This is a genomic window from Streptomyces sp. MBT65 (assembly GCF_016612545.1).
Classification (GTDB): domain Bacteria; phylum Actinomycetota; class Actinomycetes; order Streptomycetales; family Streptomycetaceae; genus Streptomyces.
Map to the genome: position 1 here is coordinate 26313 of NZ_JAENRY010000084.1, position 10592 is coordinate 36904.

At 72.6% G+C, this 10592-nt stretch carries 16 protein-coding genes; 1 reads left to right on the plus strand and 15 read right to left on the minus strand.

From position 1 onward, the window contains the following. Positions 1-5: 5 nt before the first annotated feature. From JHN63_RS20425 to JHN63_RS20495, 15 genes are all read right to left on the minus strand, one after another. A complete protein-coding gene (locus JHN63_RS20425) occupies positions 6-371 on the minus strand; it encodes a hypothetical protein (RefSeq protein ID WP_200682545.1) in 366 nt (121 codons plus the stop codon). 53 nt (positions 372-424) lie between these two features. Continuing rightward, positions 425-1282, minus strand: a complete 858-nt coding sequence (locus JHN63_RS20430) for a hypothetical protein (RefSeq protein WP_200682546.1) — start codon at positions 1280-1282, stop codon at positions 425-427. 174 nt (positions 1283-1456) lie between these two features. Beyond that, positions 1457-2296: a zinc ribbon domain-containing protein gene (locus JHN63_RS20435; protein WP_200682547.1), complete on the minus strand. Its 840-nt coding sequence runs from the start codon at positions 2294-2296 to the stop codon at positions 1457-1459. Positions 2297-2313: 17 nt separating this feature from the next. Continuing rightward, positions 2314-2820: a hypothetical protein gene (locus JHN63_RS20440; RefSeq protein ID WP_200682548.1), complete on the minus strand. Its 507-nt coding sequence runs from the start codon at positions 2818-2820 to the stop codon at positions 2314-2316. 82 nt (positions 2821-2902) lie between these two features. Continuing rightward, complete coding sequence (locus JHN63_RS20445; RefSeq protein WP_200682549.1) at positions 2903-3610, minus strand: hypothetical protein; 708 nt, start codon at positions 3608-3610, stop codon at positions 2903-2905. 107 nt (positions 3611-3717) lie between these two features. Beyond that, positions 3718-4233: an HNH endonuclease signature motif containing protein gene (locus JHN63_RS20450; RefSeq protein ID WP_200682550.1), complete on the minus strand. Its 516-nt coding sequence runs from the start codon at positions 4231-4233 to the stop codon at positions 3718-3720. A 126-nt stretch (positions 4234-4359) separates the two neighbouring features. Beyond that, entirely contained in the window at positions 4360-4527 is a 168-nt protein-coding gene (locus JHN63_RS20455) for a hypothetical protein (RefSeq protein WP_200682551.1), read from the minus strand. Further along, the gene (locus tag JHN63_RS20460) at positions 4524-5003 is read right to left on the minus strand and encodes a hypothetical protein (protein ID WP_200682552.1); all 480 of its coding nucleotides are present in this window, start codon (positions 5001-5003) and stop codon (positions 4524-4526) included. The genes JHN63_RS20455 and JHN63_RS20460 overlap by 4 nt, the downstream gene beginning before the upstream one ends. Beyond that, a complete protein-coding gene (locus JHN63_RS20465) occupies positions 5000-5683 on the minus strand; it encodes a cell surface glycoprotein (RefSeq protein WP_200682553.1) in 684 nt (227 codons plus the stop codon). Before JHN63_RS20465 ends, JHN63_RS20460 begins: the two co-directional genes overlap by 4 nt. Continuing rightward, positions 5680-6639, minus strand: coding sequence for a mucin-2 (locus tag JHN63_RS20470; protein ID WP_200682554.1), 960 nt, complete (start codon positions 6637-6639; stop codon positions 5680-5682). Before JHN63_RS20470 ends, JHN63_RS20465 begins: the two co-directional genes overlap by 4 nt. A gap of 71 nt (positions 6640-6710) precedes the next feature. After that, on the minus strand, positions 6711-7238 hold the full coding sequence (locus JHN63_RS20475; protein WP_200682555.1) for a hypothetical protein: 528 nt from the start codon (positions 7236-7238) through the stop codon (positions 6711-6713). Continuing rightward, entirely contained in the window at positions 7235-8731 is a 1497-nt protein-coding gene (locus JHN63_RS20480) for a DNA cytosine methyltransferase (RefSeq protein WP_200682556.1), read from the minus strand. Before JHN63_RS20480 ends, JHN63_RS20475 begins: the two co-directional genes overlap by 4 nt. Continuing rightward, the gene (locus JHN63_RS20485) at positions 8728-9153 is read right to left on the minus strand and encodes a hypothetical protein (RefSeq protein WP_234477428.1); all 426 of its coding nucleotides are present in this window, start codon (positions 9151-9153) and stop codon (positions 8728-8730) included. Before JHN63_RS20485 ends, JHN63_RS20480 begins: the two co-directional genes overlap by 4 nt. Continuing rightward, a complete protein-coding gene (locus JHN63_RS20490) occupies positions 9150-9506 on the minus strand; it encodes a hypothetical protein (protein WP_234477429.1) in 357 nt (118 codons plus the stop codon). Before JHN63_RS20490 ends, JHN63_RS20485 begins: the two co-directional genes overlap by 4 nt. 67 nt (positions 9507-9573) lie before the next feature. After that, the gene (locus JHN63_RS20495; RefSeq protein ID WP_200682557.1) at positions 9574-9768 is read right to left on the minus strand and encodes a hypothetical protein; all 195 of its coding nucleotides are present in this window, start codon (positions 9766-9768) and stop codon (positions 9574-9576) included. Between the two features lie 464 nt (positions 9769-10232). Here JHN63_RS20495 and JHN63_RS20500 point away from each other — a divergent pair. Next, a partial coding sequence (locus tag JHN63_RS20500; protein ID WP_200682558.1) for a helix-turn-helix transcriptional regulator occupies positions 10233-10592 on the plus strand: 360 nt, incomplete at its 3' end.

Consider the following 10592-nt stretch of genomic DNA (forward strand, 5'->3'; position numbering starts at 1 on the left):
GCGGGTCAGGCGGGGACGATCAGGACCAGGTCGGCGGCGGGCCATGGGTCGCACACGTCCCACGGGTTGTCGTCGCCGAGGTCGACGACGGGGCCCTCGTGGTCGGCCATGGTGGCGCAGGACCCACACCCGCACGTCGGGTCGTAGGGCTTGGGGTGCGCCTGGTACTGGTCGTTGAAGTAGTCCGGGCGCAGCATCTCGGCGGGCTGCGCGCGGGCGTACTCGGGGAACGACGCGAGGACCGTGTCGCCCTCGGCGACCTCGGCGGCGCGCACGATGCGGGCGGCGGCGGGGTCGACCAGAAGCGGGGCGTGGTCCTCGTCGGCGGGGATGTCCGTCACGACCACGGGGAAGAACTCAAGGCACTTCATTGGGTGTCCCTTCGGGTGGGGGCGCCCGCGCGGGGCGCCCCCTCGGTGGTCGGTCAGGCGCGGGCGTCGAGGACGTGGGCGCGGACGGCGGCGGCGGCCTGCTCGTAGAACCTCCACGTGCCGTCGAGGTCGTGCTGTCGGCCGTCCTGGCCCGCGACGCTCGCCTCGATCGGCTTTCCGGGCCACACGATCCCGCGCTCGACGCGGTCCTCGAACACGACGACGTATCCCGCCGTCGACCACGCGCAGACCCACCCATCGCGCGTCACGGTCGGGTATTCCTCGGCGTCCTGGTCTTCCTGCGACATCGTGATCGTGCGGTCGCGCTGCGGCATGAACGTGATGTGACGCGACGGGCGCAGCTTCTCGACGGCGAGGGCGAACGCGTCCTCGCGGGTCTGCTGGCCTACGAGCACGTACTCGCGCATCGGCAGAGACGATCCGTCGGCGGCGACGCGCTCGACGGTCCAGTACCCGTCAAGGGGCTTGCTGGCCGTGTTGAACACGACGTACTCGGCGCGGTCGAACTTGAACGAGGAACGGCCCTGCTCGTCGGTCTCGGCGAGCTGCGGCTCGGCGGCTGCCTCGCGACGGTGCTCGCCGTCGCACTCCTCGCCGTGCTCGTCGCAGTCGCACGGGCACCCGCAGTCGGTCACGGGGCGCACGAAGAACACGAACGCGTCGGCGGTGTGCTCGCCGACCAGTTCGGCGACGGTGTCGCACTTGGCGAGGCGGGCGTACAGCTCGTCGAGCGGGGCGTCGTCCTCGACGTCCTCGGCGACGCCAGAGATGTCCCCTTCGAGCCAAGCGAAGATTTCCGCGACGTCCTCGCCGATGCACTCGACCCGGTACTCGGAGTCGAGGCCGATCTCGTGAAAGCCCACGTGGTAGCGCGTCCGGTTGGTGTTCATCAGGGGGTCGCTCCCTCTGTTCGGTGGTGGTGGCGGGTGAGGACCGCCGTTGGTGTGACCACTGTAGGCACTTCTGAAGTCGCTACACAAGTCACTTCAGAAGTTGGTTCAGAAATTTGGTGAGCGGCCAACTGCCGGGCGTACTTGGGGAGTTGGCCGGTCCCCCGTCCCCGGCTACGCGGCCGGTCGCTGCCGGTCGGCGGTGAGGGCGCCCCACAGAGCGACCAGGTCGGCCCCCCGCCATTCGCCCCGGCGGCGGCCGTCCTCGGTGGGCGCGGTGCACCGTGCGCCGGTCGAGCAGGCGACGACCGGCTCGCCCCCCGACCGGGTACGGCCGGTGAGTCGCCCCCCGCACCCTGGGCACGGCCGGTCGAGGGCGGTCGACCGGCCGTCACGGCCGAGGGCACGCTCGACGGCGCGGCGAGCGCCGGCGGCCGTCGCGGCGAGGTGGTCGAGCAGCAGGGCGGGGACCGGCGTGAACAGGTCGCCGTACTCCTCGCCGAGGGCCCGCCCTTCCAGCCACACGGCGGCCCAGTGCAGCCCGTACGCCCGCGAACCGGCCGAGTCGGGCGTCTGGTAGTGCCACCGGCCGGGGTCCTGCCGGTCGCCGAGGTCTTCCCGCACGACCGTGCGGGGCGGGTGCGACCGCAGCGCGACCGGCGTCCGGCGTACCGGGCGCTGTACCTGCTCGGCGACGGCGTCGGCGAGGTCGAACAGGTCGCGCTCGACGTCGAGGGCGGTGTCGAGGGCGTCGAGGTTGAGCGGGGCCGGGTGTTCGCGGATGGTGAGCGGGAGCCGGCCTATGACGGGCGCGGCCGGCATCGGGTCGTCGGTACGGTCGGCGGCGGCGAGCTGGTCGAGGAACCCGCCGCGGGTCTCGCGCGGCGGCCACTCGGCGGCCGGGGGCTGCTCGATGGCGGCGAGCAGGTCGCCCCACTGCTCGCGCACGGCGGCGAGGTCGACGGCGGCACGGTGGGCGACCGGCGGCGCGACGTGGTCGAGGGGGGTCGTCATGGTGGCTGCTCCTGTGCTCAGTACTGGTCGAGGGCGTCGCGGACGGCGTCGTACGCGTCGTGCAAGCCGTTGGCGTACGCGAGGCCGTTCGGCAGTCCGAGGCGGGGCCGGGGCGTGCTGGGCAGCAGGGCCCGCACGGCGGCGAGCTGCTGCCGGGCTGTCCGGAAGGTGCCGAGGGCGCCGGGGCCGAAAACGGCCCGGTATGCGGTGAGCTGTTCCTCGGCGTCCGCGGCGCGCTGCTCGGCCTCGGCGCGGTCGCTCTCCAACTCGCGTACGACGGCGTCGGCCGCGTCCCGGTGCTGGGCGAGGGTGCGCGTGCTGCCGGCGTTGGCCTTACGGCACTCGTCGGCGGTGCGCTGCTCCTCGGCGACGTACTCGCGCAACAGGGCGGCCTCGGTGGGGGACAGCCGGCCGCGCTCGGCGCGGGCGAGCAGGACGTCGAGGGCGGCGCGGCGGTCGCGGCGAGCGTGGTCGCGGCCCTTCGTGCGGGAGTGCTGTCGGCGTCGGGCGGGGGCATTCGTCACTGGTGGGTCTCCTGGGCTCGCTCGGTGAGGGCCGAGCAGGTCGGGCGTGGGTCGAGGCGGGCGGCGAGACCGGCGAGGCCACTCACGTGAGGGCCTGCTCGTCGAGGTGGTCGGCGAGGTCGTCGAGCAGCTTGCGAACGCTGTTCATGCCGGTGAGTAGGCCGCGCGTGCCGCGGTTCACGCCGTGCTGCTCGGTGGTGGCGTCGTACCGCTTGCGGGCGACGGCGGACAGCTCGCGGGTGTGGGCGGCGAACAGGACGTACGCGGTCGCGAGGGCGGCGGCCGGGGTGCGCTCCTCGCCGGCGAGCAGCAGGTCGCGCAGCGCGTACAGGGCGGGCGACTGCTCGGCGACGTTCAACATGAGGTATTGCCGGGCCTCGTCGACCGCCCGCTCGGCGGGGGTGCTCATGGCGCCGAGGCCGTCGGCGGCGCGGTCGGCGGCGTCGGCGGGCAGCTGCTCGGCGACGGCGGCGAGCAGGCGGTCAAGGCCGTCGGGGCGCTGCGCCTGCTGGATGCCTCGGGCGAGGGCTTCGGCCGGGCCGGTGGCGAGCAGGACGGCCGAGGGCGGGGCGGGGGCGTCGTGGATCGGGCAGGGGCGGCCGGTCGCGCGGGCGGTCGCGCAGAGTCCGGCGGGGCTGTCGAGGCCGTCGGCGAGCTGCCGCAGCACGTCGGCGGCGGTCTGCCGGGGGTAGTTGGTCGTGATGTCGGCCGGTCCCTCGTTCGGGACGGCGACGATCAGGCGGTGAGTGTCGAGCGAGGCGACGGCGACGGCGTCGGGAATGCGGGTCATGGGGTGGTGCTCCTGTCTCGGGTCGGGCGGGTCGAGGCGCTGCTCGCGCGCGCGGGCGGGCTCGCGTCCGGACGCGCGGCCTGGTCGGAACGGGACTTGGCCACGGGTTACGCGGCCTGTTCGAGGGCGCGGGCGGTATGGCGGCGGATGGGGTGGACGGTGGCGAGGCGGGCCTCGCGCTTCGCCGCGCGGGCGGAGCGGGCCGACGCGTTCTTGCACGCCCGGCACTTCCGCGTTCCGTTCGTCGCCCGGATGGTGTTCGCCTGGTCGTATTCGTGATCGGCCGGGCAGTGAGTGACCGCGGCGCGGATGGCGACGTGATTCGCCGAGCGGAGGATGTTCGTACGGTGCGTGACGGCGTCGAGGTGGCCGGGGGCGACGCACGCGCGCCGGCGGCACCGGTGGTCGACCTCAAGGCCGGCGGGTATCGGGCCGGCGGCCTGCTCGTAGGCGTAGCGGTGGGCCTTGACCGTGCGGCCGTCGACCCAAAAAGTGCCGTAGCCCTTCTCGTTCTGGGCGCCGTCCCACAGGTGGCAGGGACCGGGGCAGTCCCGGCGGAGTGACCAGGGGCCGGCGGTGTTCACCTTGTCGGCGAACCGCTCGGCCGGGGTGGGCCGGTTCATGGGGCGTACCTCCGTCGGGAAGTCGTTCCGAATGTGCTTTCACGGCTGGCACATTCCTTCCATGAATGGAAGATAGCGCACGGGGGGCGGCCTTGGCCGTTCCAATTCCCGCCCCCCGGCGTGCGGTTACGCGGCTTGCCGGTGGTCGTCGGGTCCGGCGAGGACGATCGTCCACCCCATGGCGACCAGTTCCTCGACGACCTGCTCGGCCACGCCCTCGGCCGTGTTGAACCCGTTCCCGCGGGCGTTCTCGACGCCCGCGCGCACGACGGCGAGGGCGGCGGCGGGGATCATCGCTGTGCCCCGGTGACATGCCGGGCCTCGCGCCGTCCGCACTGCTCGCGGGCGACCGGCGGGCGCATCATGAGCCGGGCGAGGCTGGCGCGCTCGTGCTCGGACCGTTCGGCGGCGGCGCGGCGGGCGGCCTCGGCCTCGGCGGCGGCGCGCTGCTGCTCCTCGATGCGGCGGCGCTCCTCGGCGGCGGCGCTGTGGCGCTCGGCGAGCAGGGCGGGGCCGTCGACCTCGAACCAGGTCGACCAGCGGCCGTAACCGTGGTGCTCCTCGACGACCACGTACGCGCCCTGCTCGGCCATGTCGCGCGCGATGCGGCGGGCGGCCTTGCGGTCCTGCGTCGGCTTGATCGCCGGGCGGTCCGGATGCTGGTCCCACGATCCCGTGATCCGGTACCCGCTGTTGTTTTTTGTGCGGTCGGTCGCGCTCGCGCGGCGACGGTGTGGGGCGCGCTCGGGGTGCTTCCTGCGGCTGGTCATGCGGCCGGCTCCTTCGGTGAGTAGCGGCGGGCGGTGGCGATGTCGAGGCGCGAGGGGTGGGCGGCGCGGCGCGGGTTGCGGCGGCGGTTGACGCACGCCTCGCCGGCGCGGGCGCGGCAGTGCACATGCGGGCACGCGACGTCGAGCGGGTCGGGCAGTCCCTCGACGGCGCGGCGCTCGCGCTCGGCTCGGCGCGGCCGGTAGTCGGCGAGGGCCTGGGCGACGCTGCGGGGGACGTAGTCGCCGAGGGCGGCGAGGCGTTCGGCGACCTCGGCGGCGGGCCCGCCGGTCAGTTCCCGGAACGTCGCGGCGGGCGCGGTGCCGGTCGCGACGGCGTGCCGTGTGCCGAGCAGTTCGGCGCGGTACGCCTCCGGGTTGTCCGGGTCGGCGGCCGGAACGGGGTCGTGGTGGCGGTCGACGACGTCGCGGCGGAAACCGTGCCACGGACGCGACACGTCCGACGGCTTGACCGGGTACGGGCTGGTCGCGATGTGGTGGCGCACGACCTGTGCGGCGTCCCAGTGACGGCCGTTGGGGTGCGGCGCGGTCGGTGGGACGTCGGCGAGCAGGTCGGCCCACTGGTCGAGGACTTCGGCGGCGGCGGCCTGGTCGATGGGCGCGGTGCGCGGGTCGAGACGCACGGCGTAGGCGAGCAGGGCGGCGACTTGTTCGCGGGTCACTGGGCGTTCTCCTGGGGCGAGTTGAGGGCGGCGGCGAACAGATCGGCGGCGCGGGCGACACGTCCGGGGCGGGCGGCGTCGAGCGGGATCACGTCGGCGCCGGGCGAGGTCGGGGCGCCAGCCGGAACGGATGGGAGCGCAGTCCAGCCGGGCAGGAAGTACCGCACCGAGCGGGGGCGGCTCCGGGCGCGGCGCCACTGCTCGCGGGCGTGGTCGACCAGGGCGGGGACGGCGGTCCGCTTCACGATCGCCTCAAGGCGGAACCAATCGGCCTCGGCGAGGGACCACTCGACGACGACGCCGGCGGCGGTGAGCGCGTCACACAACGGCCGAAGGTTCGGCGGGACGGTGGGGGTCGAGCCGTAGCTAGCTGGCTGTACCTCCAAAGGAGGTACAGCGGGACGGGACGGGTCGGGTCGGGGGGACCGTGACGGGTCCATACCGTCACGCTGTGACGTACTGCCCTGACCTGCTAGGTCATCGGGAAACTCGATCTGATTCGCGGGCGGTTCACGATTTTCGGGCGGCGGATCGTCGTCGATTCGCTCGGTATTCGCCGACGGATCGAGCGGATTACGCTCCTGGGTCCGCTGCTCGGCGGCGCGCTCGCGCCCCCGTTTCTGCCGCTCGGCAGACCTCGCCCGCTCGTCCTCGACTCGGGCGCGGGTCGGGTTGTAGATCAGGAAGTCGTGCATGTAGTAGTCGCCGGGGGCCGGCTGCTGGCATCTCGGGCGCGGGCAAGTGTGGCCGTGCTCGTGCCACAGGCCGGCGGCGACCAGCTTCCGGGCCTGGGGCGCGGTGCCGTACAGCTGGGCGACTACGCCCGGAATCATGCCCTCGGTGAGGTGCTGGGCGGCGTACGCGCCCGCCTTGACCCACAGGCCGACGGCGGCGTTACCGGCCTTGAGCGTCTTGGGGTGCCCGTAAAACGTGTCGTCGACTTTGAACCAGGTCACAGGGGTTGTGCTCCTCGGATGGGGCGCCCGGGGCGAGGGGCGTCGGTGGCTCGTCCTCGCCCCGGGGCAGTTCAGGCGGTGACGTACGGGCGAGTACGGGCCGGCTGGTGCTCCTCGCACCGTGGCCCGCACGGATACGGCCGTACCTCGGAGTCGTGACACGTCGGGTTGCCGTGCCCACAACTGGGTTTGCTGGCAAGCCGGTTGCACTCCGCGCAGTACCGGCGGCCGTCGGCGCGGTGGCGGCCGTGTACGGCCTGGTCGTGCTTGCACTTGGGCGGGCGGTGCTGCATGCCCTTGACGTCGGCGAGGGCGGCGCGCTCGCGCTGTCGGGTCTCCTGGTCGTCGACATGGGCGGGCGAGCAGCACGTCGGCACGTCGCACGATGGCGAGGCGCTGCCGGCCGGGGCCCGCCCGTGCCACAGGATGAACGCGGCCTGAAACGCGGTGTACGACGTGCCCTTGTGCTGGAACCGGCCCCCGCCCTTGGCGGGGGTGCCGGTCCACTCGCGGTGTCCGTCTTCGGTCTCGCGGGTGCGCTTGAGGAACGCGAGGGCGAGGTCGACGGAAACGCCCCGTACGGGCGTGGCGGCGCTCATGCGGCCAGTCCGAACCGTGCGGCGATTCCGGCGCGGTGCAGCAGGAACCGCAGCGCGTACGCGGCCTGCTGCGGCACGACCCCGTTCCCCAGTGCCTTGAGCTGGGCGGGGCGGGACAGACCCGGTACGCCGGTGATGTGGCCGAGGGGTAACCCCATCATCCACTCGACGAACGCCGGGGTCAGGCGGCCTCGATCGTCAGTTGGCCGGGGTGCCGGTCGGCCCGTGATCGCTTCCCACTGCGCAACGGCGTGGGCGTAGGGGCCCCAATCGATGCTGCCGTGTTCGCCAGAGTCGGCGTTCCGTCCCCGTGCTTCTGGTTGGGGCTTCCCTTGGTGCCGTCGCTCGCCCTGGGGGTCGGTAGCAGGTGCTCGACCTCGTCGGCGAGCGTCGGGCCGTGCCCGCCCCCCTTCCTTTTTTCCGGGTGCTGCGACCCCCCGCTCATTCCGAGCGATGCCGTCGGGGTCTTCAGCAGCCGTACGACTGCCGGTAGGCCGTCGTCGTGCCCCCTGCCCCGGCTGTCCCTCGCGAGGGGCGTCGGAAGGTGCGCGATGCGGGCTCGCAACGTGTCGTTGCGGTTCCCATCCGGCGTCCCTGGTCCGTTCCACTCGCTCGTGGTTGGGGTCGGCAGCAGGCCACGCGATGATGAAAACGCGCTCGCGCTGGTGAGGTGCCCCGATGTCGGATGCGCGCTGCACGTGCCATTCCGCATGGAACCCGAGGTCGGCCAAGTCGCCGAGTACGGCGCCGATAGCTCGAAGAGTGTCGGCGTCTCCGCCGTCCGCATCCACAGGCGGGCTGTCGGGGCCCACACTGCGAACGGCCTTGGCCGAGAGAAGCCCGCGGACATTTTCGATCACCACCAATCGGGGTCGGAGTACGGATATGGCGCGGGCGACGTGGAACCACAGGCCGGACCGGTTCCCCTTGACGACGCGCTCGGGCGGCGGGCCCGCCGGGTCGGCGAGGTCGCGGGCGTTGAGTTCGGCGACCGCGGCGGCGGCCTCCATGCCGACCAGGCGCGACGGAACGGTGCCGGACGGCGAGGCCGCTTCGCACGTCGCGAGGTCGTGCTCGCCCCACCGGCAGTTCCCGCACAGCAGGACGCCCGCGGGTATGACGGAGTCGCCGATCACGCCCGCGCGCTTGCCCGCCAAACTCACATCCTGGCAAGGGAAACCCGTGGTCAGGACGTCGACCGGCTCGACGTCCGACCACTCAACGGCCGTGATGTCACCGTGGTTTGGGACGTCGGGCCAGTGGTGGGCGAGGATGCGCGCGGCGTACTGGTGCTTGTCGTCGGGGTCGTACTGGCAGTGCCACGCCACGGACGCGCCGAGGATGTCGCAGACGGCCATGTCGAGGCCGCCGTACCCGGAGCACAGCGAACCGACGCGCAGCGCGTCGCCCTCCTCGATGGCGAGCTGTCCCGGCACCATCTCGACGGCCCGCTCGGCGAGCAGCTTCCCGACTGTGTCGAGAGTGAGACTCACGCGGCCTCACCTCTGCCGAGGGAAGCCACGTTGCGGATGCGCGTAGCGAGGCGGCGGGTGATCCGGCCGGCGCGGGGGTCGACGCATACGGCGAGGCGGGTGATACGACGGGCGAGGGTGAGCGCGTCGTCGGGGCCGAGCAGGTCGTCGAGGTTGTCGGCGGGCGGAGCCTCGGCGAGCAGGGCCTCGCGGCTCCCGTCGGCCTCGGCGGCGCGCATGGCGCGCTCGTGCTCGGGCATGTCCTCGCTCACGACGGCGTGATCGAGGCGGACAACGTTCGCCCCGTGGTGCGTGAGCAGGTGGCCGACTGTGTCGGGGTCGGCGGTGTACGCGACGGCGAGGGCGTCGAGCAGCTGCTCGACGCGGTCGGCGATCGGCAGACGGACGGCGAGGCCGTCGGCTGTGAGCGTCGGGCGGATCATCGGTGCAGCACCTCGGGCATGGTCGGCTCGTCGACGGCGAGGGCGCCCGTGATGGCGTCGTAGACCTGCGGGCGGGTCCAGTCGGCGGCGGGGAGCATCCGGCGCAGCAGGCCGCGGGCGGCGCGGTGCGCGTCGCGGTCGGCCTTGATCGGCCCGCCGAGGGCGTCGTCGAGGGCGACCCACGTCGTGAGGCGCTGCTCGCCGTCGCGGTCGGCCTGTACAGGGACGGTCCGCACGCGCACGGCGCCGGGGGCGATCTGGTCGAGCTGCCGGGCGATCACAGCCGTGCGGGTGGCGTGCTTCTCGGCGTCCGCGGCGCTGGGTACGGCGGCGGTACGCTCAGGGGTGTTCACGATCGGTACCTCTCGGGGTTCGGTCGGGAGGGCCGTCCGGGTCGCATCCGGGCGGCCCTCCGCGTTTTCAGGCGGCGGTGCGCTGCTGCTCGACGGCGGGCGCCTGCTGGCGCCGGTCGCGTTCGAGGCGGCGCAAGATCAGTTCTGTTCCGGAATCGAGGCGGCCGGCGGCGCGGTCGCGGTCCCGGCGGCGCCGGGCGGCATCGAGGACCCGGCGGAAATTGGCGATGGCCTGGTCGCGGGGGATCACGTCGCCAGTCATGCGGCGGCCTGCTTGATCAGCTGCCCGGCGGAAACGCCGTAGTGCGTTTCAACTGCCGCGGCTACGTTGGCACTTGGGGCGGTATGCCCGTGCCACAGGCGCCATGCGGTGTTCCGTGCAACCTTCAACCGGCGTGCCGTGTCTGACGGAGTGTGGTCCCCCGCTTGTCGGGCGGCGGCGATCAAGGCGGCGCGGTCATACATAGGCAACCTCCTTCCGCGGATGGTGGAATTCCTTCCATGGATGGAACGTTAACATGCCGGTGTGACGGGTGAGTCGAACGTATGCACAGGAAAGTACTTCCTGAATATCGTTGACACTCGGCATATGCCAGACAAGAATCGGACGCCTGTTCGAGTGTGTTACCGCAGTTCATGGGGGTGAACCGTGCCAGAAGTGTGCGTTCGGGACAGGTTCGTAAGGGTGTGTAGCTGGGGACCGTCCACGCGCGGTATGTTCCATCCATGGAACACAGCAACCCGCAGGGGAATGATCGGGCTACCCCCGCAGAGTTCGCGCGATGGCTTCGCGACCAACTCGAACGCCGGGACTACGACATGCGCCCCAGGGGCGGGGGGCAAGGCCGGTTTGCCACCGACTCCGGCATTGGTGCCGCAACGATCAGCCGCATTCTCAACGGGCAGGGCGCACAGGACATCAAGGTTCTCGAAGCCCTCGCCAACGCACTTGACGTTCCACTCGCCGAGGTGCTGGTCGCCGCCGGCGTCCTAAGTCGCCCCGAGCTAACCGCCGTTCAGAACCCCACCCCACGCCCCGACGGCCCCATCACCCCGGAACAGGCCGCCGCGGAAATGGGCATTGAC

Bases quoted from the DNA above. Each gene is read 5' to 3' on its own strand.
- JHN63_RS20460 (WP_200682552.1), bottom strand. From the start codon at position 5,003: ATGACCAGCCGCAGGAAGCACCCCGAGCGCGCCCCACACCGTCGCCGC.
- JHN63_RS20445 (WP_200682549.1), bottom strand. From the start codon at position 3,610: ATGACCCGCATTCCCGACGCCGTCGCCGTCGCCTCGCTCGACACTCAC.
- JHN63_RS20475 (WP_200682555.1), bottom strand. From the start codon at position 7,238: ATGAGCGCCGCCACGCCCGTACGGGGCGTTTCCGTCGACCTCGCCCTC.
- JHN63_RS20495 (WP_200682557.1), bottom strand. From the start codon at position 9,768: ATGACTGGCGACGTGATCCCCCGCGACCAGGCCATCGCCAATTTCCGC.
- JHN63_RS20425 (WP_200682545.1), bottom strand. From the start codon at position 371: ATGAAGTGCCTTGAGTTCTTCCCCGTGGTCGTGACGGACATCCCCGCC.
- JHN63_RS20485 (WP_234477428.1), bottom strand. From the start codon at position 9,153: ATGATCCGCCCGACGCTCACAGCCGACGGCCTCGCCGTCCGTCTGCCG.
- JHN63_RS20455 (WP_200682551.1), bottom strand. From the start codon at position 4,527: ATGATCCCCGCCGCCGCCCTCGCCGTCGTGCGCGCGGGCGTCGAGAAC.
- JHN63_RS20435 (WP_200682547.1), bottom strand. From the start codon at position 2,296: ATGACGACCCCCCTCGACCACGTCGCGCCGCCGGTCGCCCACCGTGCC.
- JHN63_RS20430 (WP_200682546.1), bottom strand. From the start codon at position 1,282: ATGAACACCAACCGGACGCGCTACCACGTGGGCTTTCACGAGATCGGC.
- JHN63_RS20450 (WP_200682550.1), bottom strand. From the start codon at position 4,233: ATGAACCGGCCCACCCCGGCCGAGCGGTTCGCCGACAAGGTGAACACC.